This is a genomic window from Roseovarius sp. B-10 (assembly GCF_056859295.1).
Genome location: NZ_JBSXOE010000028.1, coordinates 16,178 through 42,877 on the forward strand (window position 1 = coordinate 16,178; position 26,700 = coordinate 42,877).

25 protein-coding genes are annotated in these 26,700 nt (G+C 61.0%); 9 read left to right on the plus strand and 16 right to left on the minus strand.

The features are described from left to right. Positions 1 to 294: 294 nt before the first annotated feature. From repC to AC13D8_RS07130, 5 genes are all read right to left on the minus strand, one after another. Positions 295 to 1,512: a plasmid replication protein RepC gene (repC, locus tag AC13D8_RS07110; RefSeq protein WP_482968278.1), complete on the minus strand. Its 1,218-nt coding sequence runs from the start codon at positions 1,510 to 1,512 to the stop codon at positions 295 to 297. Positions 1,513 to 1,738: 226 nt separating this feature from the next. Continuing rightward, on the minus strand, positions 1,739 to 2,740 hold the full coding sequence (repB, locus tag AC13D8_RS07115; RefSeq protein WP_129435135.1) for a plasmid partitioning protein RepB: 1,002 nt from the start codon (positions 2,738 to 2,740) through the stop codon (positions 1,739 to 1,741). A gap of 3 nt (positions 2,741 to 2,743) precedes the next feature. Beyond that, positions 2,744 to 3,922, minus strand: coding sequence for a plasmid partitioning protein RepA (gene repA / locus AC13D8_RS07120; RefSeq protein ID WP_104019688.1), 1,179 nt, complete (start codon positions 3,920 to 3,922; stop codon positions 2,744 to 2,746). 321 nt (positions 3,923 to 4,243) lie between these two features. Beyond that, on the minus strand, positions 4,244 to 4,588 hold the full coding sequence (locus tag AC13D8_RS07125) for a helix-turn-helix transcriptional regulator (RefSeq protein ID WP_482968279.1): 345 nt from the start codon (positions 4,586 to 4,588) through the stop codon (positions 4,244 to 4,246). Positions 4,589 to 4,599: 11 nt separating this feature from the next. Beyond that, the gene (locus AC13D8_RS07130; RefSeq protein ID WP_482968280.1) at positions 4,600 to 4,851 is read right to left on the minus strand and encodes a type II toxin-antitoxin system RelE family toxin; all 252 of its coding nucleotides are present in this window, start codon (positions 4,849 to 4,851) and stop codon (positions 4,600 to 4,602) included. 207 nt (positions 4,852 to 5,058) lie between these two features. Here AC13D8_RS07130 and AC13D8_RS07135 point away from each other — a divergent pair, with 207 nt between their 5' ends. Together AC13D8_RS07135 and AC13D8_RS07140 are read left to right on the plus strand one after the other, a co-directional pair. Then, positions 5,059 to 5,364, plus strand: a complete 306-nt coding sequence (locus tag AC13D8_RS07135) for a helix-turn-helix domain-containing protein (RefSeq protein WP_104019685.1) — start codon at positions 5,059 to 5,061, stop codon at positions 5,362 to 5,364. Between the two features lie 72 nt (positions 5,365 to 5,436). Next, positions 5,437 to 7,146 carry a hypothetical protein gene (locus AC13D8_RS07140; protein ID WP_482968281.1) on the plus strand — a complete coding sequence of 570 codons (1,710 nt, stop codon included), beginning with the start codon at positions 5,437 to 5,439 and terminating at the stop codon, positions 7,144 to 7,146. Between the two features lie 185 nt (positions 7,147 to 7,331). Here the strand turns inward: AC13D8_RS07140 and AC13D8_RS07145 are convergent, their stop codons facing one another. The 4 genes from AC13D8_RS07145 to AC13D8_RS07160 all read right to left on the minus strand — a co-directional run bounded on the left by AC13D8_RS07145 (position 7,332) and on the right by AC13D8_RS07160 (position 10,209). Beyond that, on the minus strand, positions 7,332 to 7,628 hold the full coding sequence (locus tag AC13D8_RS07145; protein WP_482968282.1) for a type II toxin-antitoxin system RelE/ParE family toxin: 297 nt from the start codon (positions 7,626 to 7,628) through the stop codon (positions 7,332 to 7,334). Then, the gene (locus AC13D8_RS07150) at positions 7,616 to 7,894 is read right to left on the minus strand and encodes a CopG family ribbon-helix-helix protein (RefSeq protein ID WP_482968283.1); all 279 of its coding nucleotides are present in this window, start codon (positions 7,892 to 7,894) and stop codon (positions 7,616 to 7,618) included. The genes AC13D8_RS07145 and AC13D8_RS07150 overlap by 13 nt, the downstream gene beginning before the upstream one ends. Positions 7,895 to 8,105: 211 nt before the next feature. Beyond that, entirely contained in the window at positions 8,106 to 9,380 is a 1,275-nt protein-coding gene (locus AC13D8_RS07155) for a glycosyltransferase family 4 protein (RefSeq protein WP_482968284.1), read from the minus strand. Between the two features lie 235 nt (positions 9,381 to 9,615). Continuing rightward, positions 9,616 to 10,209, minus strand: coding sequence for a trypsin-like serine peptidase (locus AC13D8_RS07160; RefSeq protein ID WP_482968285.1), 594 nt, complete (start codon positions 10,207 to 10,209; stop codon positions 9,616 to 9,618). A gap of 190 nt (positions 10,210 to 10,399) precedes the next feature. Here AC13D8_RS07160 and AC13D8_RS07165 point away from each other — a divergent pair, with 190 nt between their 5' ends. Genes AC13D8_RS07165 through AC13D8_RS07180 form a run of 4 tightly spaced genes read left to right on the plus strand, consistent with a single transcriptional unit; the run spans position 10,400 to position 17,758 of the window. Further along, positions 10,400 to 12,178: an ABC transporter ATP-binding protein gene (locus tag AC13D8_RS07165; protein ID WP_482968286.1), complete on the plus strand. Its 1,779-nt coding sequence runs from the start codon at positions 10,400 to 10,402 to the stop codon at positions 12,176 to 12,178. Positions 12,179 to 12,219: 41 nt separating this feature from the next. Beyond that, positions 12,220 to 13,362, plus strand: coding sequence for an FkbM family methyltransferase (locus AC13D8_RS07170; protein WP_482968287.1), 1,143 nt, complete (start codon positions 12,220 to 12,222; stop codon positions 13,360 to 13,362). Continuing rightward, positions 13,363 to 16,575, plus strand: a complete 3,213-nt coding sequence (locus AC13D8_RS07175) for a glycosyltransferase (RefSeq protein ID WP_482968288.1) — start codon at positions 13,363 to 13,365, stop codon at positions 16,573 to 16,575. It abuts the gene before it with no gap. A 28-nt stretch (positions 16,576 to 16,603) separates the two neighbouring features. Beyond that, positions 16,604 to 17,758 carry a sulfotransferase family 2 domain-containing protein gene (locus AC13D8_RS07180; protein ID WP_482968289.1) on the plus strand — a complete coding sequence of 385 codons (1,155 nt, stop codon included), beginning with the start codon at positions 16,604 to 16,606 and terminating at the stop codon, positions 17,756 to 17,758. A 43-nt stretch (positions 17,759 to 17,801) separates the two neighbouring features. Here the strand turns inward: AC13D8_RS07180 and AC13D8_RS07185 are convergent, their stop codons facing one another. Next, the gene (locus AC13D8_RS07185) at positions 17,802 to 18,341 is read right to left on the minus strand and encodes a recombinase family protein (RefSeq protein ID WP_482968290.1); all 540 of its coding nucleotides are present in this window, start codon (positions 18,339 to 18,341) and stop codon (positions 17,802 to 17,804) included. Here AC13D8_RS07185 and AC13D8_RS07190 point away from each other — a divergent pair. The 3 genes from AC13D8_RS07190 to AC13D8_RS07200 all read left to right on the plus strand — a co-directional run bounded on the left by AC13D8_RS07190 (position 18,340) and on the right by AC13D8_RS07200 (position 20,399). Beyond that, positions 18,340 to 18,528 carry a hypothetical protein gene (locus AC13D8_RS07190; RefSeq protein ID WP_482968291.1) on the plus strand — a complete coding sequence of 63 codons (189 nt, stop codon included), beginning with the start codon at positions 18,340 to 18,342 and terminating at the stop codon, positions 18,526 to 18,528. The two genes, AC13D8_RS07185 and AC13D8_RS07190, sit on opposite strands and share 2 nt — an antisense overlap. A gap of 178 nt (positions 18,529 to 18,706) precedes the next feature. Continuing rightward, positions 18,707 to 19,060: a hypothetical protein gene (locus AC13D8_RS07195; protein ID WP_482968292.1), complete on the plus strand. Its 354-nt coding sequence runs from the start codon at positions 18,707 to 18,709 to the stop codon at positions 19,058 to 19,060. A gap of 316 nt (positions 19,061 to 19,376) precedes the next feature. After that, complete coding sequence (locus AC13D8_RS07200) at positions 19,377 to 20,399, plus strand: hypothetical protein (RefSeq protein ID WP_482968293.1); 1,023 nt, start codon at positions 19,377 to 19,379, stop codon at positions 20,397 to 20,399. A 63-nt stretch (positions 20,400 to 20,462) separates the two neighbouring features. On the opposite strand, the gene AC13D8_RS07205 is transcribed toward AC13D8_RS07200, so the two are convergent. The 6 genes from AC13D8_RS07205 to AC13D8_RS07230 all read right to left on the minus strand — a co-directional run. After that, the gene (locus AC13D8_RS07205; RefSeq protein ID WP_482968294.1) at positions 20,463 to 21,425 is read right to left on the minus strand and encodes an NAD-dependent epimerase/dehydratase family protein; all 963 of its coding nucleotides are present in this window, start codon (positions 21,423 to 21,425) and stop codon (positions 20,463 to 20,465) included. A 284-nt stretch (positions 21,426 to 21,709) separates the two neighbouring features. Beyond that, a complete protein-coding gene (locus AC13D8_RS07210; RefSeq protein WP_482968295.1) occupies positions 21,710 to 23,005 on the minus strand; it encodes an HlyD family type I secretion periplasmic adaptor subunit in 1,296 nt (431 codons plus the stop codon). 73 nt (positions 23,006 to 23,078) lie between these two features. Beyond that, complete coding sequence (locus AC13D8_RS07215; protein WP_482968296.1) at positions 23,079 to 24,836, minus strand: type I secretion system permease/ATPase; 1,758 nt, start codon at positions 24,834 to 24,836, stop codon at positions 23,079 to 23,081. A gap of 141 nt (positions 24,837 to 24,977) precedes the next feature. After that, positions 24,978 to 25,499: a hypothetical protein gene (locus AC13D8_RS07220; RefSeq protein ID WP_482968297.1), complete on the minus strand. Its 522-nt coding sequence runs from the start codon at positions 25,497 to 25,499 to the stop codon at positions 24,978 to 24,980. A 17-nt stretch (positions 25,500 to 25,516) separates the two neighbouring features. Further along, positions 25,517 to 25,720 (minus strand): DUF6447 family protein, encoded by a 204-nt coding sequence (locus AC13D8_RS07225; RefSeq protein WP_482968298.1) that lies wholly within the window; start codon positions 25,718 to 25,720, stop codon positions 25,517 to 25,519. A 188-nt stretch (positions 25,721 to 25,908) separates the two neighbouring features. After that, positions 25,909 to 26,700, minus strand: a 792-nt coding sequence (locus AC13D8_RS07230; protein WP_482968299.1) for a DUF4214 domain-containing protein, incomplete at its 5' end; no start/stop codon positions are given.

The following is a 26,700-nucleotide window of genomic DNA, read 5'->3' on the forward strand; positions in this document are numbered from 1 at the left end:
CTTATACCCTGATGGGGAAGTGGCCTAACATGTTGTTTTGAAACGATAATTTTTCTTCCATGTCCCGGCCAAGTTGCGAATTCGCAACAGGTACACGCACAGGGAAATGGGCGGGCTCCACGCATGTTGCTTAAGGTCGCGCCACGACGGCGGCCCGCCAACATGACGCAGGCATCGAATGGGTCCGGCGGCCAGCGTTCGCTCCGAATCCGGAGGGACGCACCGCACCCTGCCCCGTCGAACCGGCTGGCTTTCAAGACCCCCAGTTGACAGCTGTCAACTCTGGCCCCCGGATCACGGCACCGCACCGTGTTGACAGCTGTCAACCGCGCGCCGGTCGGGGCTGAGAAGCGCCATGACCATCGGCCCGGGTGAGAAGGCCCCGTCCGCCGCCTTTCGTGTCAGGCTGCGCAAGTATCCGCCCGGGCTGCGGATATGCTGGATCCGCTGCAGGATGCAGACCAGGGCAATCGCCGCCGTGGGGCGCCCCATCGTTTGGATGGCCTCCTGCCAAGCGTCCGGTGACACGCCCATCATGCCACGCACGAAATCCGCAGCATGGCAGAGATCGGACCAGCGCCTTATGCCGTCCTCGGCATAATCGAGAATATCTGGGCACGCCTTGACCACCAGCATCAGTGGCAGCCTTGGCTCAATTGACTGGGGTGGCGCCGCACCCGCCGCCGCCCGTGCATTTTCCATACAGGGTTCAAGACAAGAAGAGTCTGGTTTTGAATTCTGATAGTGCCGCTCGGAATCGCTGTCATTGCCGCTCATATTTTCTGATTCAGAGGCCGCATTCGACGCGATCAAATCCCGGAGCTGCGCCAGGAATGCCTTGAGTTCGTCGCGAAGGGCATGGGCCGTCTCGATATCCGCCTTGTGGCGGGACCGGCGGTGCAGGTCGAGCAGGGTGGCGCCCAACCCGTCCCAATCCGGGCCTTTCAGCGTTTCGGTCCCATAATCCAGCAGCTTGATCGCATCCCGCTTGAGCAGGGTGATCTCTTCGCGCAGGCGGCGCTTGCGTTCCTCGGTCTCGCGCAGGGCCTGGGCGGCGCGGGCGATTTCCTCGGCCCGCACCAGGAGCGGGCGCAGGTCGAAGCCGAAGGCGCGGGCGATCGACCCGTCAGCGCCCCGCGCGGCGTAGCGTTTGCCGTTGGGGCTGTCATGGCGGCGAATCACGCCGGCCCGCACCAGCGCGGCCAGATGGCGCCGCAGGGTGCTCTCGGCCATGCCGTGGGCGCGCTGCGACAGGGCGGCGTTGGACGGGAACACGATCAGCGCGCCGGCATCCTCGAGATCCTTGCCGGGGTGAAAGGAGAGCAGGGCCGAGAGGACGGTGAGATCACGATCGCTCAGGCCAAAGGCCGTGCGGGCGGCGCAAAGCTCGCGAAACAGGCCCCATTTGTCGCTTTGGGGCAGGGGGGCGGGCGCCGTGGCGGCCGTTTCCTGTTTCAGCAGCTCATAGCTCATCCGCCGCGGCCCGAAGGGGGTCGTCGTCAGAATTTCCATGTTCAGTTTTCACAAGACAAAACTTTTCCGCCCGCCGGAAACCGACGCTTGTTGACAGCTGTCAACAGATGGCCCATGTTCTGAAGTGTGTAGATTCAGACGACCGTTTCGGTCATGGGCCTCTCGGGATACGTTCTCGGGGGGCTTTCTTTTTGCGTTCTGTCTGTCTGTGCCTCCTTGTGGTTTAAGGTTTCGTTAACCGGCCGCGCGCGGGGCGCGGACGGGCCTAGCCATCATCGCCGTCCTTCCAGCGATGGTGGAGCTCCGGCAGCGCCGCGATCAGCCACTCGGCAAATCCCGGCGCGCCCTTGTCCGACAGTTTGAGCAGCGTGGCGCCCGATTTGCGCCGCACCTGCCCGATGGGCTCGCCCGCCGCGCCCCTGAGTGGAGTGTCTGGCGGGGTATCGGGCGGGGTGTCGCTCCGCTGGCGCCCGGGCTTGCCACGGTGACGCCCGATCGCCGCGTAAAGCGCCTCGAACCGCGCGTCGGAACCGGTCCCGTCCCGCGCGAGATTGACCGTGGCGATGGCCTCGTCGAGCGAGAACACATCCGCCTCGATCCATTCGGCCAGGGTCAGCCAGCGCTCGCGCCCCACCGACGGTGCCGCCCCGATCACCTCGATCAGGTCGGGCGAGAGGCGATCAACAACGGAAAACATGCGTGAAATCAATGTCTTATCTATATGAAGCGCGGCGCAGATCGTGGCCCGGTCATAGCCGAGATCGCGCATCTGCCGGGCGAAATTCGCCTTCTCGATGAAGCTCAGATCGCGGCGGGCGGCGTTCTCCTGGCCCTGGGCGAGGATCAGTTCGCGGTCGTCGAGTTCGCGTACCAGCGCCTTGACCGGCTGGCCAAGATCGCGCAGCGCCAGAACCCGGCGGCGGCCATAGACCACCTGGTAGCGGTCCTTGCGGTCGGGATGGGGCCGCAGGAGCACCGGCACCTGCTGGCCGTGATCGCGGATCGAAACCATCAGCGCCCGGTGGTCGGCCTCGTCGAAATCCAGCCGGTCGCGCAGGCCGCCGGCCTCGATCTGGTCGGGATCGATCTCGAGCACGGAGCGCGATTTCAGCCCGGCGATGGACTGGCTGACCGCCCCGATCGCCCCGCCGGAATAGCGCGGCCGCCCGGTATCGACGCGGGCCCCCTCATTACGGGCCTCCCCATCCGCCCCGCCATCGGACCGCGGCACCTCCATGAGACCCTTGAGGAGATCCTTGCGCGCCATCCTCTACTCGCGCCCCCACGCCGCCTGTATGAGTCCCTCGATCTCGCCATTGACCGCGTTGAGGCTTTCCATCGCGCGCTCATAGGTGGTGCGGGTGAACTGGCTCTTGTCGATCTCGTAAAGCGTCTGCTTGGTGATCCCCGCATCCGAGATGGCGGTGGATTTCAGCACCGTGTGATTGAGCACGTGTTCGCCAAACATCGAGCGCATGAAGCTGACCATCTGGTTCTGCGGCCCGTCGCCGGGCTCGTAGCGGGTGATGACGTAGCGCATCCAGTCATAGGACATGCTGCCGCCCGCCTCCGAGACCACGCCCAGGAGATTGGAGGTCATCAGCAGGAACTGGCACATGCTCATCACGTCGAGCATCTGTGGATGCACCGTGACCAGCACCGCGGTCGCCGCCGAGAGCGCCGACATGGTCAGAAAGCCGAGTTGCGGCGGGCAGTCGATCACCACCACGTCGTAATCGCCCTCGACCTCGGCCAGCGCGTCGCCGACGCGGGTAAAGAACAGCGTACCGTCCCGCTCGGCCAGCGCGCGCGGGGTTTCGTGCTCGAATTCCATGACGTCGAGATTGCCCGGCACGATGTCGAGATTGGTGAAATAGCTGCGCCGGATCACCTGGCTGAGCGGCACCGGGTTTTCGTAGCGAATCGCGTCGTAGAGCGTGCCGCCGTCGAGCAGGTCGAATTCCGGCTGGAACCCGTGCAGCGCCGAGAAGCTGGCCTGCGGGTCGAGATCGATGCCCAGCACCCGGTAGCCGTCGAGCGCCATCTTCTGCGCCAGGTGCGCGGCGGTGGTGGTCTTGCCCGAGCCGCCCTTGAAATTGATCACCGTGATGACCTGCAGGTGGTCGCCCTCGCGCCGCCCCGGCAGGTAGGTGCCCGGGCTCTTGGCACCCGCCTCGAGCAGCTCGCGCAGGTTCTGGATGTCGGCGGTCGTGTAATAGCGCCGCCCGCCGGTGCGAATCTCGGGGGAGGGGCCCTTGCCATCGAGATGCAGCTTGCGCAGGTAGGCATCCTTGACGCCCAAGAGCCGCGCCGCCTCGCCGCTGGTGAACTTTCGCATCTCCTTGCGGGAATCGGGCGGGAAGAGCTGTGCCCGATGGGCCTGCAGCCGCTCCGAGAGCCTGAGCGCGTGCTCGCCGACAAGAAGGTCGATCCGCGTGCTGTTCATCATCCCTCACCCTGGGGCGCAGTCGTTAGTTACGGTTTGCCGCGCCACAACACCCTATAAGCGTAATGTTATGCCGGGACCGGCAAGGGCTGGCAAGTGATTCTGCAGGATATTGTGGGTCACATGCGGCGATACACTATAGAGGCCATCCAGTTTTTTGCCCGCGGGCCGGAACGGACGCGGAACATCATGCGCGTCGCCGCGATCCGCACCGGAACCGGAGCGAAATCCGCGCCGCGCGCCGAATCGTCTTGCCCACAAGATCGCCGCATCCGTCACGGGGACGCAAAGGCGCCGCACGGTTCGGTCATCCGACAAGGATCGTCACTCTGCCAGATCGTCCAGCATGACCCCGAGGGCGTGCGCCAGGGCGCGCAGTGTCGTGACAGACCCCTGCTTGCGACCGGTTTCGATCTCGGCAATCGTGACGCGGCTCACACCGGCCTCCTTGGCAAGCGCCGCCTGGGTCAGGCCGCGCAGATCGCGATAGACCCGCAGAGCGCTTTCGCCATTGAGCAGACGATTCACGTACTCTGCCGGGATCAGCTCATCCTCACCCGCGGCCAGGTCTGCCTTGGCACGATCATAGGCCTTGAGATCTGCCAGGTCTTCGGCAATGGCCCGAAGCCGGTCGTACTCCTCACGGGGGATGGTCACCATTTCGCTCATGTCATGTCCTCTCAATCGTAGATACCGCCACGGGGCCCGATATCCAGGATCGCCAGAATGTTGCCCTGGTCATCCATAATGACCCGCCAATCGCCCACTCGCAGCCTGATACCCTCTCGACCCTTCAGGGATTTCAGGTTGTTGGACTGCGAAGCCGGGTTCCGCGCATAAGCCTCGATCCTGCTCTGGATACGCCTGGCCGTGTTCGCAGGCATCCGGCGCAAGGCACGGATCGCGGCTTTCGTATAGCTGATCCGCTTCATGATGTCTCTTTAAGCTACATGCGCAGCCCGATCAACAGAAATGTCGCCCACAGCTACATGCGCGCCCGTTGGCAGTGACTTGCTGACCTGCCACGCGAGATTTGCCTCGGGAAAGCAAGTGAGGTATAGTGATCTACTAAACGTTTATGAGGCCGCAAGCCTCATTGACCTGAACCCCTCAAGACTGCTGCCCACGAGGATACCGAAATGTTGGCCGAACTTCACAAGACCTCACCCGAAGAGACCAAGGAACAAAGGGTCACGCTTGGCCTGTGGCTCCGTTCGCTCCGCGAAGAGCAGGGGCTGTCACAGCGCGAGCTGGCTGATATCCTGTCGCTCGATTACTACACGTTCATCTCCCAGCTGGAGAACGGCCGGGGCAAGATCCCCACGCATCGATATGTCGAGTGGGCCAATGCGCTGGGTCAGAATCCGCAGGATTTCGTTCGCATGCTGCTCAAGCATTACGAGCCGATGACATACAGGGTTCTGTTCGAAGACGAAGCGTCGTAATCAGGAGGCCGGCAGATCAGGCAAGCCGAATTCGCCCCGGTTTGAATCGAGAGAGCAAGAGCACCATCACCCATGGCCAACATCCTGAAATTTCCTGAAAACCATGCGGGAACGAAACGCCAGGCGTTTCTTCAGGACAGTGATGATACCCTGCATTTCGACGATCAAAGCGCCGCAGGCGACCACAGGTTCCCGCTGCCCACGAAAAAATCCTACCTCGAGTTTGGAAAACTCCGTGCCAAGGACTGGTCCAACCAGGAGCTCGCCAACCTCTTTCGGGTCAAGCGGCTTCTGGATGCGGCGGGCGTCCCGAACGAGATCGACCGGGGGATCACCGACGAGGGCGATCCCTGGTTTCTTTTCTGTGACGCCAATGGCGACGTCTTCATCCACCTTTGCCGCCTCGACGGTGTCTATGTCCTCGACAGCCCCAACATAAACGCCCCTTTGCGGGGCCGGGATTTCAATGCGCTGATCGAGGAATTTACCGCCCGGAAGGTGACCGGCGAGGCCGCCACATCGGATACTCAGCGCGTCGTCCGGCTGGAACGTAACGGAAAGGTGTTCCTGCATCCCTCCACGATGCTGGCGGCGCTTGTCTGGACCCTGTTCATGGCGGCCGAAGACCTCGTCGTCATCATGCCGGAAGAGGGCGCCGGGGCCTCCGAGCCCGACCTCTCGGACGACCTGGTGCCCGTCTCGGGGACCGGCGGCCAGGACACCGATTTCGATCCGCTGCAATTGGCCCTGCAAGACCGGGGCATGCAGGACGACGACGCGACGCCGGGCAGTTTCATGTCTCAGAATGCGAACGACATGGACGCATTCAACGAGGAAAAAATCGGCCAGAACACCTATGCGATCGGGTTGAGCGCCATTGCCATATCGCTCGGGTTCATGTCGGAAACGCAAGTCACGGACGTCGATGCGATAACGCTGGAGAGCATCCTTGCCATGATCTCCGGGCAAGACAATGCGGCTGAAGCGGGTATTGGTATTCTGGATGATTTCGGGCTTGTCCAGAATGGCGCCCAGGAATTCCTCGCGGCCCTGACACAGTTTTTCGATGAAGTCTCGCTTGCCGCCAGGGATGAGAAAGAACCGGGTGCCCTGGATCTGGACGCGCATCAGGGTCCTGACCTGATGAACCAGGTCCAGGCGTTTATCGACGGCATCGAAAACCAGGTCAGCGCATTCCTGCACGAGCAGGAACAGCCCCGGGACGCGCAGCCGTCGGTAGAGGTTTCCCAAACCGCTCTGGACACCGAGACCGTGCAGGAGACGCTCGCGGAGCAAACCGACGCCTCGGCCCAGGAAACGGTCCAAGTGGTTCAGATGCTCTCCAGGTTTGGCCTGGTGGATGTCTCCGGAAACCTCGAGACCAACGCGCGTGAGTACACGTTCGACAACAACACGGTGGTGGCGACCTTCGATGTGAACGCCCGTGATCTGGAGAAGGCTGCGGACCTGATCACCGGTTCACTGGAAGCAGGAGAGCCGGAGCAGGATGTCATCAACGTGGACCTCGGAGCCCCATCCGGTCAGCAAAACCAGTTCCAGGCGTATGACGATGCGGCATATGAGTTCATCACCTTCCTCATGTCGAAGGACAACGACCTGGAAATGATCGCGACCGGCAATGAGCTGATCCTGCTTGATCCCGAGGTCTTCAACGTTGCCACGGAAGATACCTTCACGGCATCCTGGACGCTGGAAAACGGCGACGTCATCTCCACGATCGGCCTGCGCAGCGATTACGAGGCGTATGATCTCGTAGGCTAGCGAACGCCTGGTCAATCCGTTTGACCGGGGGACTCATCGGCCACCCGGCAGGCGGTGTGAGGGCTCAAACAGAGCGTGTCGTGTTTAATCAGGTCTCTGTATCCTGCGGCTCTCGCCGGATGCTTGCGATGCAAGGGGACACGCGCCCTGATCGACGGCAAGCGTCGCGCCTAAACCCGAATGAGTTAGAGCGGGAAGCCTGCTTCCTTCTGGTGCCGGATTGCGAGGATCGTCACTGTCTCGTCGGCGATGTGATACCGGACGACATAACCGCTGTCGCCAAAGTCGATAAGCCATTCCCGAAACTGTTCGGGAAGGTCATCGGCCATCCGGCCGAGGCGGGGCTGTGTACCGAGGATTTTCACGCCCTGCCGGATCGCCTCACCAGCCCGCCGCGCAGCATCCGCGTTCTTCGGGCGCAGGAAGCCCCGCAGCCGTTGCAAGTCCCGGATCGCCGCCGGGGCGAATATCACTTGCGGCATTCGGGGGCAGGCCGTTCGTTTTCAGTCCCCCAGCTCTCCAGCCATTGATCGACCTCTTCAGCGGTCGCGTGCAGCCCGGTTTCCCGGAATTCTTCCCATGCCTTGAGGGTTTCCTGCCGCAGCGCCTCGCGCTTTTCTTCGCGCTCGACATACTGCGCAATGGCTTCGCGCATGATCCAGTGCGATGTACGTTTCCGGGCCTCGGCGAGATGCCGGACCCGCCCCTTCATGTCGTCATCCAGCTTGATGGACGTTGCCGATACCATGCGACCCTCCGAGCAAAAGGTAATACCTTGCACTACTATATGGCGTTTGCATCTGACTTGTCCATTGGCCCGCAACAGCGCGGCCAGAGCCTACGTCGTCAGGCAGGCCCGGATCGCGAGGGTAGGGGAACCGGGCGGACCCTATCGATGGCGCGGATGTCCCTCCCGACGGCGTCGCAATGTGCCAAGACTGGATCGCTCGAATTCCGGCCTATTTCTTACGGCTGGGGCAGCCTTCGTAGACTCGCTTGACGTCACGGGCGACATCCCCCCAGGTGCGCAGGCTGGCGGCGGCCGCCGCGATGCGCGCCCGAAGGTCTTCGACAAACTGGCGGTCGTTTTGCAGGCGCGCGATGATCTCGGCAAGCTCTCCGGGCTTGTTGGGGTCGAAATAGAGACCAAGCTCCCCACAGACCTCGTAGAGCACGGGCGCCGTTGAACAGATCGCCGGCGTTCCGTTCCACAAAGCTTCTCCTGCCGGCAATCCCCATCCCTCGATACGGCTTGGCAGGACCAGCGCCATGGCATTCCGGTAGAGCTGGTTGAGCTTGGTCTGGTTCGGGCTGGGCACCATATCGATGAAGGCGCGGATACGGTCGTAGCGATCCTTTTTCAGATAGTCCCGGACATGCTTGCGGGGCGCGCCCGCGAGGACAAGCCGCGGCAGGGGCGCGCCGGAGTCTTCCAGCAGGCACATCGCTTCGAAGACAGCTTCCAGGTTCTTGCGGCCGATCGTGGCCCCCACTGTCAGAAGATATGGCGTGTCCGGAATGTCGTCGGCCGCAGGTTCCGTGCCGTCACGGGATTCATGGCACAAGGGCACGGTAACGACCTCCGGCAAAGGCGGCAGAATGCCATCGCGGGAGAAGTTCTCGATGTCGGATTTCGTGAACCGGGAAATCGCGATGATCCTGGAGGCGCGGCTGATCACGCGACGATTGTCGCCGATGAAGTTCAAGGGAAACGGCTTGGGGTTCTGCGGCGAGAAATCATGCAGCGGGAACATGTCGTGCAACAGCGGAATGAACTCGTAGGACACACCGGCATTATCGAGCGCATTCAGAGCCGCGACCATGTGTTTCGGACGCCCCGTTGAAACGAGCGTCTTGCCGTTCATGTCCAGCTCTTCGAGCGACAGCTTCGCGCGTCGCCACCGGGACCGGTTGATCCCGCGAATGAGCATTTGCGCGAGCGGCAGCAGGGCGTCGCGGACCCGGTTCCTGGAATAGAACGTCTTGCGCAGGTGATGTATCTGCCTGACGCCTTTCGGGATGTTGAGCTCGACCCGGCCGCTTTCGGCGTCGATGCTCGGATGGACCTCGTAGAAGGTGTCATGCGCGTGCGAGAAGATCGCGAAGCGCAGATCCGGATCCGCCAGGTGAAGCTCGCGACCGATTTCCTCGACGACGCGAACGATGCCGTAATAAGGGTATTTCCCCGTGGAGGCCACGAACACTTCCGTCAGGTCATAGACGACATTGGCCATGGGGAATTTTCTGATCCTTCGTGTCCTCCGCTATCTGATACGGGATAGGAAGAAGGAGTTACAACCAATCGGGTGAGGGGTCGCGTCTTATCGGCTTAAATTCTCCTGCCCGGGTGACGGTCGAGGCTCGTCACCGGGGCGCATGACAATCCCGCCCGGTCAAGCGAGACAAACCTCATCCCAGAAGACATGCCGCCGGGGCGTCCTTCCCCCGTGACCGGCAACCGGTGCGCCGTTACTTGCACAGGTGCGCGGCCTTATCCGCCGACAGCCGGTATGCAAAGCTTCCAGCAGCAGAGCTGGCGGAGACGATTCCGATGACATCGCGTGAGCCCGTCAGCGTCACCGGCGCGCCGGATGTTCCCGGGGGCAGGGGGCAATCGAGCCGCATCAGGGTCTCTCCGGACATGGATTGAACCGAACAGGCGGTTTTCTGCAGCGCATGCGCCCTCGGCGCGCCGTATCCCTGCACCTCCACCCGTGTGCCCGGCGTCGGGGGCGCGTCGGTCAGGCGAAATCCGTCAGGATCGCCTTCGAAGCCGCACAGGGCGGCGATGTCGCGCCCCTTCATGATCCGGTAGGACGTGGCCGGTGTCCGGATATGTTGCTCTAGCCGACCGGTCTCGTATCCCAGCAGGATATGAACGGTATCGGTCCGTACTTTCGGCAGGCAATGCGCGGCCGTGACCACCTGTCCATCCCGCGTGGCGAACCCCGTGCAATACCCTCTCGTCTTGAAACCGGCATGATTCAGCCGGGCGATCCGGGGGTCGGGGGGGATGCGGGTCTCGCCCCACGCGCCGGGTCCGCCAACAAGGATCAGGGCCATGCAGACAAGGACCAAGCGGCGCACTGCTGGTGGCACGAGACGGGCTGTATTCAGGAAACGGATCGCTTTATTCCCTGGGCAATCTGTCATATGGCTCCCCCTTGTCAAAGGACACGCGAGCTTGAACGGGATCTGTGCGGGTTTGGCGGCGTAGCGGGCCTTCCGGTCCTTGATACAGGAACAAGATGGCATGGTTTTCAGCAGATTCCGCAAGGCCAAACCTCTCTTTTCCGAAAAGGACCGCGAGAACCTGCGCTGGTTCTGGGACAACTACCTGAAAAGCAAGTCCCCGTGGCTCCTGGTGGTGCTGGGCACAATCCTGGTCCAGGGCGTGGCCTACCAGCAATTCCTGGCCCTGACGGAAACCGGCCTGCGGGTGATTTTCGAAAGCGGCAGCGCCTGGGAGCTTGCCCGCGTTTGCGTCATCGTGTTCCTCCTGTTCGCCGTGCGCGGGGTGATGTCCTATCTCAGCCCGCGGCTGTCGGTCTGGCTGGCCAGCAACGCGGTGCTGGAGATGCGTGACGACATGATCGACCACCTCATGCGCCTGGACCTGGCGTTCTTCGAGCGGACAAAATCGGGGCATATCATTCTGCGGCTGGTAAACCAGGCGCAGGAGCTGAGCACCTTTGTCGGCCAGGCAACGGTCAACGCGATCCGGGATGCGGTGACGGTCCTGATCGTCTCGGGGTATCTCATCTATCTCGCACCACAGCTGTTCCTGGCGGCGGTCATGGTCATCCCGGTCATCATCATGATGATGATCCTGGTCTCGGAACGCATCAAGCATATCCAGGCAAACGCAGAAGCCGCCTTGGGAAATTACATGACCGGCATCGAGGAAATGGCCGGCGGGATGCGCACGGTAAAGATCGCCAGCCAGGAACCGAGCGAGAAATCCCGCATGCAGAAGGCGGCCCGGGATATCCGCAGCCTTTCGATCCGGCTGCAGGCGGCGCAGGCCCTGGTTCTGCCTTCGATCGATTTTTCGTCGGCGTTCGTCTACGTGCTCGTGATCGGGGGCGGGGGGTACATGGCGCTGCACGCCGAGTATGCCCTCGACAGCGCCGGCGTCATCACCTTCCTGCTTGGCCTCGTGCTGCTTTTCGATCCGGCCAGGATGGTTGCGCAGTTCTTCGCGCGGCTTCAGGCAAGCCTGATTCTGCTCGACGGCGTGCGCTCTCTTTTCCGGGAAACGCCGACGATCACGGATGCCCCCGATGCCGTCGAAGAGTTTGATCGGGAAGGTGATATCGTCTTGCGGGACATCACTTTCGGCTATTCGCCAAGAGCGCCGCTTTTCAAGAATCTCAACATGACGTTCCAGGGGGGCAAGACAACGGCCATCGTCGGGGCGACGGGTTCCGGCAAGACCACGATCCTCAGCCTGATCGCGCGTCTCTACAACGTCAAGGGCGGAGAGATTTCCATCGGGGGTCAACCGATCGACAAGCTCAAGATCCACGCCCTGAGAAATGCGTTCTCGGTCGTGGCGCAGGATATCGTCATCTTCAACAACTCGATCTGGGAAAACATCCGATACGTCAGGCCCGATGCCAGCGAAGAAGAAATCTGGGCCGCCGCGGAAAATGCGGCGATCGCGGACCTGATCCGGGACCGGGGGGATGCGCCGGTCGGCCCCAAGGGGGCCCAGCTTTCCGGGGGGCAAAAGCAGAGAATTGCCATTGCCAGGGCGTTTCTACGCTCGGCACCGATCCTTCTGCTCGACGAGGCGACCTCGGCTCTTGATCAGCGCACGGAGCAACGTATTCGCGAGACGCTGTCCAGGCTCACGCATGAAAAAACGACGGTCGTGGTGACGCACCGCTTGTCCTCGGTCACGGAAGCTGACTGGATTTACGTGATGGAAGGCGGCCAGGTGGTTGAAGAAGGCACGCACAAGGAACTCATCGCCGCAGGCGGGCTTTACGCCTCCATGTACGAGGCGCAAAAGCGCGGATACGATTAACCTCCTGGCCAATGAGCCGAGCAGCACGATGATATACCAGCATGACAGTTGTTTCCTACGCCCAGAACTTTGAAGACATCATGCTCCTGAGGGCGTTGGATGATGTCTCCGAGGGCTTCTATATAGACGTCGGAGCCTGCTCCCCGGATGCCGACAGTGTCACCCGGCTGTTCTACGACAGGGGCTGGCGGGGGATAAACGTAGAGCCGCATCCGGGGCACCTTCAACAGCTTGAAAGCAAGCGTCCGGATGACACGAACCTGGGCGTCGTCGTGGCCGGGAAAAGCGGAACCGCCCTCTTCCACCAGGTGGGCGATACCGGGTTGTCCTCCACGAACCCGGAGATTGCCAGAACCCACGAAGCAACCGGTCTGCCTGTCACCGAGTTAGAGGTTCCAGCGACAACGCTCCGTGACTTGTGGACCGCGCATGTCCCCGAAGGGCAGGCTGTTCATTTTCTCAAGATCGATGTGGAGGGGGCAGAGGCCGATGTCCTCGCCGGGGGTGACTGGGAAGCCCACAGACCGTGGATTCTCGTCATCGAGGCGACCGCCCCCAACAGTCAGACCCCAAATCATGCCGAATGGGAAAATGTCCTGTTGGAGCACGACTACAGCGTTGTCTACCGGGACGGGCTGAACCGGTTCTACCTCGCGAACGAGCATCGGGAGCGGGCAGGGGCGTTTTCGGCGCCGCCCAATGTTTTTGACGATTTCACCCTGTATTCGCAGGTTCTCATCGAGCAGCAGGCACGCGCGCTCGTCACCGAGGCACGCGGCCTGCGCGAGATACTGGAGCAGCAGCAGCAGAAGATCGCGAAACTTCGGGGTGAGCTTGCCAGGGAAAAGAACAAGCGGGCCGATCTCGAAAGGGAGGCCCGGCACCTCACGCGGCCTCTTTGGCGGCGCATCCTGTTTCACACGGGCGGAAAGCCCCGGCGGCTCTTGTGGCGAGCGCTGTTTCACAAGAACGGGAAGCCAAGAGGCGTGTTCCGTGACCTGGTTCTCCAGAAGGATGGAAAGCCAAGGGATGTCTTCTCTCAATGGATGACGAGCCCGGAGTACCAGGCGCTCCCGCGGGCCATCAGGTTGATCCATCAATCGGACGACGGCCCGCCCTATGAGCAGATGTCGGTAAGGTCCCGGTATTTTTTCGATCGTTTGAGTGCGGGACAGGACCAATAGATGCGTATCGTTATCGACTTCCAGGGCGTCTCGGAGACGTGGCGCGACACGCCCGCTGAACGCCGGCAGATGGACTTGCTCCGTGGTATCGCACAGGGCGGCACGGGGCATGACATCGTCGTGGCCCTTGCCGCTTCTGACAAGCAGCTTGTCAGGGATGTGCGGGCGCTTCTTGGTGACGTCCTCCCCCGGAGCGCGCTTCGCACCTGGAGTGCGCCTGACCCGGGTGCACCCGGGAGCGCCGACACCCTGGCGCGCCGTGAAAGAGCAGAGCTCATCCGCGAAGCGTTTCTGTCCTCCCTCGCGCCCGATCTCGTTTTGGTTAACGGCTTTCATGCAGGTCACGACGACCGCAGCGTCGCGAGCATTTCAAAACTGGTATCCCTGCCGACGGCCGTCATGGTTTATGCGGCTGAAGAGGACACATCTTCGGGCCCCAAGGCCGGAATGCTGGAGCAGGTTCGAAACAGGCTGCGCACCGTATTCCAGGATCCCAGGGCGCTCTGGAGAGGAACGCCGGAACCGGGCCGGTCTCGCAGGCCCGGATCTTGCCCGGGCTTCACGGACGAAAAGCGGGAATGCCTCGAAAAGGCCGACCAGGTCTTCCTGATCGGCAATGATCCAGACCCGGGGCGTCTCCTGGCCGAGACTGGCGACGGCTTGAGGGTCACGACGTTCAACCTGGCCGATACCAGCCTTGAGCAAATCGCACAGGGCCTGCTGGAGAAAAGTGAAGAGCTCGGGCGCCAAGACGCCCGGCCTGGCGCGGAACCTGTCGCGCACCGCGAGAAGCTGGCCTATGTTTCACCCTTGCCGCCGGCAATGTCCGGCATCGCGGAATACAGCGCACAGCTCGTCCCGGAACTCGCCCGGCACTACGAGATCACCCTGGTTTCCAATCAGGAGCATATCGACCTCCCGGACCTAGACCCATCCATAGAGATCCGGGGCGTCGACTGGTTTCACCGCAACAGCGGGAATTTCGATCACGTGCTCTACCATTTCGGAAATTCCCCGATGCACGGGTACATGTTCGATCTTTTGCGCAGCATACCCGGCGTGGTCGCGCTGCATGATTTCTTTCTGCTCGATGGCCGGGCGCGGTATAATCCGAACCATCTCCGGGACGTTGTTCTCCAGGGATATGGCCTGCAACAGTTTGCCGCCGCCGCGCGCTCCGGCAAGGGCAGGCCGGACCCATCGAGCCTGCCGGGAAACCTGGACGTTCTTCAGAATGCGACAGGGGTCATCGTGCACAGCGACCAGCCCTTTCAGCTGGCGCAGGAGTGGTACGGGCCCGAGGCGACAAGAGGCTGGCACAAGGTGCCGCTTCTGAGACCGTCTGCGGATTACACACCTTCGGACAAAGTGGCGGCACGCAAGAAGCTCGGGTTCTCGGAAGACGACCTCGTCATCTGCAGTTTTGGCCACATCGTGCCATCCAAGCTTGGGCTTTCCATCCTTGAGGCCCTGCAAAACGCGCCCCTGGCCGAAGACCCCAAATGCACGCTCGTGTTTGTCGGCGATGCCGAGGAGAAATACGAGCATGAGCTGCGTCAGGCGGCGAGCGATCTTGGGGCAGCCCGCTTCAAGATAACAGGATGGGTGAGCTCGGACACGTACCGGGAGTATCTGCTTGCAGCAGATATCGCGGTTCAATTGCGCGGCAACAGCCGGGGAGAGACCTCCGCCTCCGTTCTCGACTGTCTGAACTTCGGTGTTCCAACCATCGTGAATGCTCATGGGAGCATGCGCGAGCTCGATCCCGAGTGTATCTGCCAGATTGCCGATCCGGTTGATCAGGCAGAGCTTGCAGAGGCGCTGAAAGACCTCGCATCCGATCCATCACGCCGCGACCGCCTCGGGGCGCGCGGCCGCCAGATGATCAGGGCACAGCATGGCCCGATGGTCTGCGCAGAGCTTTATCACAAGGCCATTCAAAGCGCGGAGAACGCCAACGGAAAGGCGGTGGCCCGCCTGCCCGACAGGCTGGCCGCACCCGGCCTGGAGAGGCGGGAGACCGCGTCACTGGCACAGTCCCTGGCGCAGAGCTTTCCGCCTCATCCCCGCCGTCCCAGCCTGTTTCTCGATGTGAGCGTGGTAGCGGACAACGATATTCATACGGGCATCCAGAGAGTGGTGCGGTCCGTTCTCCAGGCCCTGCTGTTGAGGCCGGATATTCCGTACCGGGTTGTCCCGGTGCGCTTTACCAATGATGGCGAGTATCTTGCAGCCTACGCTTATGCCCAGAAGCTCATGGATATTTCCCTGGGCGGGGTGCAGGACGAAATCATCGATGTCTATCGTGACGACCTGTTCGTCGTGCTCGACCTGGATTTCCGGTACAACACGCTCCGGCGCGAAGTGTTTGAAACCTTCCAGAACAGGGGCGCGCGTATCTGGCACGTTGTCTATGATTTGCTGCCCGTCAAGCTCCCTCAGTACTTTCCAAGCGGCGCGCCGGCCAACTTCTCGGACTGGCTGTCTCTGGTCGGCTCGTTCGATGGAGCCATCTGCATCTCGAAAGCCGTTGCAGACGATCTGAAGGGCTGGCTGAAAGAGCATTCGACGGATAACAGAAAGCTCCCGGATGTCGGCTGGTTCCATCTTGGCGCCGACATAGAGAACTCCCGTCCAACGACAGGCTTGCTGCCCGACGCGGACAGCCAGCTGGCCCAACTGGGACAGAGGCCGACCTTTCTGATGGTGGGAACCATCGAACCGAGGAAGGGCTACGCACAAACGCTGGATGCGTTCGAGATGCTATGGGCAGAGGGCATAGAGGCCAACCTGGCGATCGTCGGCAAGGAGGGGTGGGATGTGGACCCGCTGGTTCGGCGGCTCAGAGAGCATTCCGAGCGTGGGGCCCGGTTGTTCTGGTTCGACAATATCAGTGACGAGTACCTCGAGCGGATCTACCAGGCCAGCACCTGCCTTATTGCCGCAAGCGAAGGGGAGGGGTTTGGACTTCCACTCATCGAGGCCGCACAGCACAAGCTTCCGATCCTGGCGCGCGATCTTGCGGTGTTCCAGGAAGTTGCCGGCGATCATGCCGTGTACTTTACCGGTCTCGAGGCTGCAGACTTGGCCGATGCGGTCCGGGACTGGCTGACAGCATGGCAAAGTGACCAGGCAGTGGCGTCCGACCGGATGCCCTGGCTGACATGGGAAGAGAGCGCCGCGCAGCTCTTAGGGGTGATCACACCCAAGTAGGCGTCACCTGTCGCGAAGGAGAATATCGATGTCGAGCAAACATTCAGGCCTGCGCGGTATTCTCTCGGCGGTCACAAGGCGCCGCGCGTCCGGGCCGAACTCTGCCAATGAGAGAACGGCCCGGGATGTGCCGCCCATCGACCTGGCCCAAGCGCTTGGGCCACGCAATGACGCGCGGGCGACGCGTGACTGGATAGAAAGAATGGCCGCGCATTTCCTGGGGCCAGATGTCGATCCGGGCCTGATCGACGAGATCGAGGAAAGAAACCTGACCATTGCGCAGATGGAAGAGGCGCTTTTGGCCCATGACGATCAAAAGCTGTCTGGACCCATCATATCCAGGTACGACCGTAGTGCGGGCCAGCGCATGCACTTTACGAGCGATCGCATGTTGATCTACATACCCGCCGCCAAAATCGTGTTTTGCCCGATTGGAAAGGTGGCCAACACGGCCGTCAAAGGCTGGGCGATTGAGCTGTCGGGACGACAAGTGGAGTCCGAAGGCGCAATACACCGCAGTATCGATCAACAGGACGTGCCTTTGCAGGTGCAGGCATGGACAAGATGGCGGTTCGACCAGGTTTGCCAGGACCCGAAATGGGCCTTTGTTGCCCTGGTCCGGGATCCGGCCCTGCGCCTGGTCAGTGCATATTGGGACAAGTTTGTCATACAACGCGCCTTCGAGAACACGCTGCAACATACCCGGCCCGTGCTCGAATGCGTCTACGGGACAGAAAATCTCCGCGAAGAGGACGTGGAGAAGGGCATCACGTTTCGTCAGTTCTGTCAGTACCTGGACGCGGCGTCGCGGCAAGCCGTGGATTCACACTGGGCACCCCAATACCAGTACCTGGAAAACTTCCACTGGGACCGTCTATTCAATCTCGACCGCGTGCAGGATTTCGAGAGATTTGTCAGAAAGCGCTGCGCGCCCGAGTATCGCGGGTTTCCTCTTGGCATGAGAAACGCTGTGCCCAAACACAAGGGCAACAAGCGGAATGTAGAGCCATTGGTCGATGTCTTGCCGAACGAGCTCTTGTCCATGTCGGCAAAGCGCCCGTCGGTCCATGCCTTCCTGACGCCTGACATAGAGAGATTTATCTCGAACTATTATGCGCTGGACTATGTCCTGCTGAATGCTGCGGGTCGAACCCGTACCTGGCCGCTTGGCTCAAGATTCTGAAGCCGGGCAAGAAGGCCCGCTTCCGCGCGGTCCTTTCCGGCCATCAAACCCTGTAAACTGTCGCTCGGCTCACCTTGAAGGTGCGCGCGATCTCGGCCACTGACCGGCGCTCCTGGTCGCGCATCCGGATGATTTCCTGCCTGGCCTCTTCAGACAGGGCGCGAGGCCGGCCCCCTACCCGACCCCGGCGCTTCGCCGCGGCCAACCCTTCCCTTGTCCGTTCGACGATGCGCTCCCGCTCGAACTCGGCAATTGATCCGAAGACATGAAAGATGAGCCGTCCGGTCGGCGTCGTCGTGTCGATATCCTCGGCCAGCGATCGGAACCCTGCCTGCTTCTCCCGGATGGTTTCCACCAGATCGATAAGATCCCTGAGCGATCGGGCCAGGCGGTCATACTTGGTGACCACGATCACATCGCCCTCGCGAATCTGCTCGAACAACCTCTCGAGCTCTGGCCGCTGGCGCGACTTTCCCGTTCGCTTCTCCTGGAACACGCGTTCGGCTCCCGCCTCCTTCAAGGCGTCGATCTGGGCAAAGAGGCTCTGGTCTTCCGTCGAGACCCTGGCGTATCCGAAAATCATGATCTCACTGTATCAAAAACGTCTCAAAACCAAAATGGTTTTGGACAGCGTTTTTGCAGCATCTCGCGGCCTGAAAAACAAGGAGGTGCCAAGAATGTCTCACAAACGACCGTTTTTGACCGATCCGCATATTATCCATGTTGCCTATGGTTGCGCGGCTCAATCGAAAGAACCGCTGTCTGATTGATATTCTACAGATTGGGGAGCAGTATAGAATTTGCGGTAGTTCGGATGGAATCGTGAGACATCGGGAGAGCATGGTTTGCCGCGGTTGTGGCGGAACTGGGATAGTAAAGCATGCAGACGGTCGTACTGTGTGCATGTGCCCTACATGTGGAATGATACTTCACGAAGGTCGACTAGAGGTGAGTGGCTCAAACCATGAAGAAGTCAAAGAGGTCGCTGAGGCGCTTTCGAAAACAGCTCAGGAGTATATCAAAGTGGGGGAACACTTAAACAATGCGAAGGGGCTGCTCTATCTGATAATTGGGGGCACGCTGATTGCAGCGCTTTGCTTTATTGGCGCGGGTCTCACACTTGTGTACCTCGGCGCAACGGGCCAATCCACGGTGGAGATCTTTGGTTCGACTATCAAGTCCGAGAATGCCGGCATAGTAAGTATCTTCTTTGGAGCAGTGACGTTGGTCATCCTGTTCCGGCAAGCCATGCAAAAGATTGAGGCAATACTCCGCATTCAGCGTGGCCCCGACGATCGATAGTCAAACCGGCGATGCTGGCCATAGTTCTCCTAAGAGTTGCAGCTTCGATATCGACCTCAAACGGCCGTTTATGAGACGAAAAGCCGTGCCGGTCTGGGCATTCGCCCCGCAGGCAGCCGCCGAAGCTCTTGAAGACATTATCCGGCACCGGCTTTTCGGCATGATGTGGTCACGTTGACCTTTCAATCTTCCGGCATCAGGATCGCGTTGCTGGTCACTCACTTCCTGCGTCTTGCGCACCCTTAAGGCGGGATCGATTATGTTTATGCCTGAAGTCTTGCGCCGGGTCAGGAGGTTTGTCTCTGGAGACCGGAGAATGCAGAAGACCTCGATGGGTGATCATGCTCCGCCATGGCCCTTGTTCATTCTGGGCATGCCCAAATCGGGCACGACATTCCTGACCCACTCGCTCTTGGAGTGTGGGGCCGCACGCGACTACAAGAGCCTGCACAAGGAAATACACCTGTTTTCTTCGAGGACGGCAGAGCCCTCGGCGGAGGCGTTTTTTGCCCATTTCGAGAGTAATTCAAAAGCAGAATGGGCCTGTGACGCGACGCCGACATACATCTTTGATCCGTCCGCGATCGAGAGGATTCATGCAGCCTTCGATCCCGCACCATTGTTCATCATCTGCTTGCGCGAACGGGTCGACCAGATTTTTTCCTGGTATGTCCATTTCACGCTCAACAGGCTTATCCCTGATTTCTGGGCAAAGAGCGATTTTGCCGAGATACAGGAGCCAGACCTCTTCGGGCCGTTGCCAAACTACCGGGCGATGTTTGCGCGCTCCGCGCCCGGAATAAGACGGTGCATAGAGCTTTTCGGCCGTGAGCGCATTCTGACATTCAATCATCATCGGGACTATTCTGCCGAGTCCGGGTTCTGGGACATCCTTTCAGACAGGATCGGGTATCCATGTCCGCCTCATCCCACGGTCAAATGGCACCAGGACTTTCTTCCCGAGGCGATTTATTTCGAGGCGCCGACAGAGAGATTTATAGATGGTCGGCTCTATCAATTTGCACAGGGCGACCTGCTTGTCGTCGCGGGCCATGCTTCACGGCTTTACAGAGACGTTTCTCCCGACCGGGGGCACGCTGTCATGGACGGGTGTGCGAAGATGATGACCAGCCTGGAAGACGGCACCATCTCGGTGATCAAGTCGATCATCTATGATGATTTCCTTGAATCCCTCGACCTGCTGGATGTTCCGAGAGAACAAATGCCACCCCCCTCGACAAGAACCCTGAAGCGCGCGCAGTTGCCTCAGACGGCACTCGATGACGTGTCATCGAGACCTTTTCACTGGACAGCAGGTCAGTCGGAACCGCGCGTTTGAAGCGGGGAACGGGAGCAGCAGAACACAGAGGCGTGCCGGCACGCATGTTCCAGCCGTCACGGCTTATCCGGCACGCTCGCATAACGACTTGCGATGATAATCGAGCACGGATTTCAGCATGTCGACGGTATCGTATTTCGGCGTCCAGTTGACCGCATTCCGCAGAGCAGACGCATCCCCGATAAGCTTTGGCACCTCGCTTGGACGAGACAAAAGGTGCGCCTGCGGCTCGATCTTAACATCGACACGGCTCTGCGAGATGAGGATCTCGACGAGTTCGTATATCGGTCGCGCATGCCCGGAGGCGACATTGAATATACAGCCCGGCTTGAGGTGGTCGCTTGCTTCTATCACCCTGGTGTAGGCACTGACCACGTCCCGGACATCCAGGAAATCCCGGGCAGCTTCGAGATTGCCGACTTTCAAAACCGGGGCCTGCAACCCGGCTTCGATCCGTGCGATCTGTGCTGCAAAGGACGGTATCGCGAAGGTTTCCGGGTGTCCCGGGCCCGTGTGATTGAACGGCCTGAGCCGCAGGCATCGCAGCCCGCGCCCTGCAAGCACTTCGAGCGCAAGATCTCCCGACGCCTTGGTCACGGAATACATGTCCATGGGGGCCAGTATGTCTGTCTCGCGCAGCGGGCCGTTGTTCGCAGTGCGCCCGTAAACAAGCCCCGAGCTTGCATGAAGAAGCCATGTCTCCGGCAGCTCCTCGAGAATAATCCTGCCGAGGGCCTCAACCGCGGACGCATGGATGTTCCATGCCTCGGCAACCTTGCCTTCCACTTCGTTGGGTGAGGAAATGCCTGCCAGGTTCACGATGTGGGTGGGGCGTTCGCGTATCAACAACTCCCGAACCGCACGAGCGTCGGTCAGGTCGAGCGCGATTTCATCATGTCTCGGAGTGCGCGCGGTGGCGATGATACGGGCGGTTGCGCCGAAATGCGCTTCCAGATTTTCCAGGAGGTGCCGGCCAACGAATCCACTGGCACCAATCAGCAATATGCACCGCGTCCGATCCGTCATTGAAGGACGCTTGCAGCCATGCCGTGATGCAGATCAGCATTCACCATTTTCACCTGTCTCCTGTAGCGAGATCGCTGATCTCCCGCGGGGGGCGGGCGTGCGCTTATCGCCTGCTCTGGCTGCCTCGGGAAACACGTGGACCGCTCTGCTTCCGGTTTCGAGGTTCTTACATATCCGCGGTCTTCTGTTGTCAAGGCGGCAGGCAACGATCCTGCCATGCATCGCTTCAGTCGCCAGATGTCCCCGTCCGGTCTGCACCTGTCCGGGCGCTCCGCTGGCAACGTTCACTCTTCGATCAGGCTCTTGCGGACCGCGTCGAGCAGGGGTGACGCGATGAAATTCAACACCGTCCGCTCCCCCGTCGTGATGATGACATCGGCCGGCATCCCGGCCGTCAGGCGGCCTTCGATGTCCTTGGGGACATCTTTGTCATCCACGTCGATACGGGCCAGGTAATAGGGCATCTCCTGGGGGTTTTCCGGCGTGATGACGTCATTGGAAACGGATTCGACCTTGCCCAGCATGATCGGTGTGAGTTTCGTCTTGAAGGCCGTGAACCGGACCTCGGTCTCGAGCCCCGGTGACACGTTGTCGATATCGCGTGGCGACACCCGTGCGTTCACGATCAGCTCTTCGTTCTCGGGAACCAGCTCCATGAGGACATCGCCCGCCCTGATCACGGATCCCACGGTGTGAACCTTCAGGTTCTGGATCGTGCCGGACCCGGGGGCACGGATCTCCGTGCGGCCGAGAATGTCTTCGGCGACCGTTTTCCGCTGTTCGAGTTCCGATATCTCGGAGCGGACTTCTTCCAGTTCGGAATTGGCGCGCTCGCGGTATTCCTGCTCGATCTGGAGCGCCTCCAGCTCGGTTTCGCTGATGACGTTGCGGGCTTGTGCGATTTCGGAAATCACCTGCCCGAGGGACGCCTCGATCTGGATCATCTCGTCTTCGCGCTGCGACAGGACATTGCTCTGAACCAGGCCTTTTTCCTGGCCGCTGCGCATCCGTTCGACCATGTGGCTGAAGTTTTCGACGCGGCGTTCCAGGGCGGATTTCTGAAGCTCGAGCCCCTCGATCTGTTCCTTCGTCTGATCGACCCGGCTGGACAGGATGTCGGTCCGGGATTTCATGATGGAGCGGCGGGCCTTGAAGCGATCCCTCTGATCCGCAATCACCGCCTTCAGGTCTTTCGATGCGGTATCGGGGTCAATGTCGTCCGGCAAGTCGATCCGGTCCGCCATCTTGCGTTCTGCCAGGAGGCGGGCTTCGGCGACCCGGGCCATGTTCAGCCGGGTTTTGATGACCTCGAGGTTGGAGTATGCCTCGACACCGCTGAGGCGCAACAGGACGTCGCCTTCATTGACCATGTCGGCCTCTTTCACGCGGATTTCTTCCACGATCCCGCCTTCGAGGTGCTGCACGACCTTGCGGTTGCCCTCCAGAGAGATCGTGCCCGGCGCGAAGACGGCGCTGTCGAGCTTGGCGACGGCGGCCCAGCCCCCCAATACGCCGAACGTGATGAACACGATCGCGTATCCCATGATGGCAATCGGTTTCGGGCTCGGTTTGATGGCCATGTACGGCACGTCCTTGTGTGGCTTGGTCCGGTTCCGATATTGTCCGGAAACCCGTTTTTACAAGCGGGCGCTGTCAGCTCTCATCCTTTTCGGATGTGGACAGCTGAACCACCGCGGGCGAGTTCCCGGACGCGGCTTTCTGCGCTTTTTCCGCAGCCGGCGCGGCTTGCGGCTGTTGAAAGAAGTCCTTGGTCAGGCCGAATTTTTCGACTGTTCCGTTCATCAGCATCAGGGTCTTGTCGGACAGGGCAAGCAGATTGGTCTTGTGGGTTACCAGAACGACGGTCTTGCCCATAGCCTTGAGTTCCTGGATGCAGGAAACGAGCGCTTTCTCGCCCATGCTGTCCAGGTTGGAGTTGGGCTCGTCCAGAACCACGAGGCTGGGATAGCGATACACGGCCCGGGCGAGGCCAACGCGCTGCCGTTGCCCGCCGGACAGGAACATGCCGCCATCGCCGACATTGGTCTCATAGCCATTGCTCAGCTTCTGGATCATGTCATGCGCGCCAGCCAGGGTAGCGGCGGCGACGACATTGGCGTCCTCCGGATCGTCTTCGAACCGTGAGATGTTTTCAGCGACAGACCCGCCGAAGAGCTTCACATCCTGCGGCAGGTAGCCAAGGTAACGCCCGAGCTGTTCGGGGTCCCAATGGTGCATCTCGGTCCCGTCCAGACGCACGGCACCGGCGGCCGGCGTCATGGCCCCGACAAGATGCCGGACCAGAGAGGACTTGCCCGATCCGCTGGGGCCGATGATCGCAAGCACTTCCCCCTGGTTGATGGAGAAGCTGATCCCCCTGAGCAGCGCGTCCCGGGTGCCCGGAACGGTCGCGAACAGTTGCTCTACCTTCAGGTTTCCCTTTGGCTCCGGCAGTTCGGTCCGCTCTTCCTGTTCCGAGATGTTGGCGAATAGTTGCTTCAGCCGCTTGTGGGAGGACCGCGCGTTGACGAACTGCTTCCACTGGCCGACGGCCTGTTCCACCGGCGCCAGCGCGCGCCCCATCACGATCGACGCCGCGATCATGATGCCGGGCGAGATAAGCTGCTGGATGGCCAGCAAGGCCCCTGTCCCCAGGATGGCCACCTGAAGGCTCATGCGCACGAATTTCGACGACGCCATGATCGAGCCGGCGCGATCGCTGGCCTTTGCCTGGTGGACCAGCATGTCGTCATGCTGGTTGAGCCAACGCTTGGTCAGTTGCTTTTCCATGCCGAGCGCGCGGATGACCTCGGCGTTCTGCATGGTGGTGTTGACGAAATGGTTGGCCCCCTGCGACGCCTTGCTGGCATCCTGCAGGGCGTTGCGGGTCGCGAATTCATTGGCGAGCGCCAGGCCAAAGATGATGACGGCCCCGATGGTCGCCACGAGGCCCAGCCACGGATGGAACGCGAAACACAGGGCGAGAAACAGCGGCACCCAGGGCGCGTCGAAAAACGCGAGAATCCCCTGCCCGGTCATGAATTCCCGCACCTTGTCGATATCGCTCAGGGCGACCTGCGCATTGCTGCCCGGCAGGGCTGTCTGCTGCTTGACGACACGGTGGAACACGGGATTCGCGAGAACCTCGTCGAACTGCATCCCCGCGCGCACCAGAAGGCGCGAGCGTGTGAATTCGAGCAACCCGTAGCTGACCAGCATGGCAATCGCGATCGCCGAGATCATGATCAGGGTCATCTCGTTCCGGCTCGACAGCACCCGGTCGTAGATCTGCAGCATGTAGATCGGGCCGACGAACATCAGCAGATTGGTGAAGAAACTGAAGACGACGGTCGCGATGAACGTGGACCGGAACCTGCCATAGGCTGTCTCGAGCGAGGTTTTCTGGCGCATTTTCACGAAGTCTCCGCAGCCCGGGGCATATGAATTTCGCTATACACTAGCATAGCCTCGAAATTGTTTCCATCGGCACAAGTCATCATCCCGCCTCATTGGCACGGAGAGTGGTATCCGCGCATGCGTTGCCGACTCTGGTCAATTCATCCGCGCCATGTTGGCCGGGGAGTGGTCCGGGGTGATCCAGCCGGGCCAGAAATCGCCGCCCCACCCGGCCTGGCAATAACACTTGTGCAGCACACCCAGCCATTGCCGCAGGGCGTCCCCGGTGAAGGGGACCGCCTCCAGCACATGTTTGCCGCCCTTGAATTCCACGCACAGCCCCCCCTGCCCGTCGCGCAGGCCGATGCTGGTCACGAGCATCGCAACCCCCGCCTGCCGGGCGGTGGTCCCGACCCGGACGGGCTCTTGCGGCTTCAGGGATGCCTCTGCGGCCTGCTGGGTGAATCGCTGCTGCGCCCCGCTTTTCAGCGGCCTGTCCGTGGACACGCCCGACGGCGCGGCGGCATCGATCCGCCTGACCAGTTGCACCACCAGCTTGTTCAGCAAGGGGCGTGTCAGCCACAGGATACGCACGGCCCCGTCATCCCGCTCCAATGAGAGCCGCATGCGGTCCTCAACCGGCACGTAATCCGTGGTAAAGCGCCGGATACCGGTCATCGGGGCGCGCTCCGCCCTCAGCTCGTCTTGCTGGTTTCGGCGGTGAGCATCTCGCTCAGCGAGCGGGCATAGGCGTTGCGCGCCGTCTGGATGACCGCCGCCTCGTTCTTGAGCTCCTCGATCTTGCGATCGCAATAGGACACGTTCTGCACCTGCCGCTTGACGTCGTCCGACAGCTCGTCGGTCTCGTATTCGGTGCCGTCGATGGTGATCTTGGCCATTGGGGGCTGCCCTCTTGTGTGATGAAATCCGTTGGCCGTCCTCTATCCGATGAGGGCGGCCGGATCAACATCATGCACCCTGGACCTGCGTTTCGGAGTCGAAAGACGCAAAATTGGAACACCCCGCCATGCCTGGCAAAATCCGCAGGACCTCAGCCTTCATAGATCTCGCGGATTGGACGGTGTCGTCAGGCAATGGCGAACGGGTCGTCCAGCACGCCGACGAGCGGCATGAGGAATTCGCCGTTCGTCGGGTCCAGCGCATCTGTATAAAATTGATCTGTCGCGCCGATCGCGTCTTCGATGCTCTGCTGTGATCCATCGAACAGTTCCATGACTTCGAGGCCATTCAGAGGGTCCGACATGCCTTTGATGACGGTGAAGTAGATGCCGATATCGACCTTGTTCTCGATATAGTCGATATCCGTGCCTTGCGCCCCGTTGAGAAGTCTCGAAATAAAGACGTCCCGCGGGATTGTCCCCGAATTCAAATGCCCCAGCCAGAAGTCGAAGCCGCCTTGATCGGGATCGCGCCCGAGAACGTTGTTGTAGACTGCCTCGACAAACTCAGCGTTGGACGAGTCGTCCGGGTACAGCGCCCGGGTCTCGTCTGCGGTATCGAACCGGGCGGCGATCTCTTCCAGGGTCCGTCCGTTACTGAACGCCGTCGCCCAGAAATACAGGCCCGTCGCGTCCGGGGCCCGGTTGAAATACGCGATGTAGAGCTCGATCAGGTCCGCGAACTGCGCCTCGTTCAGCGCCACCGGCCCGCCGAACCGATCCAGGTTCATGGGATTGCCCCCCATCGCCGGTATCTCGGTATCGAAGTCCAGGAATTCCATGTCGATGAGCGTGTCGGTGCCGTTGCCATCCGCGCGCCGGTCGGTGAGCGTGGTGCCGCCCGGGCTCAGCGTCAGCGTGTAGCTCGACTGGTCACCGGAATAGACGGCCATGTCCCTGCCCGCCCCGCCCTCAAGCAG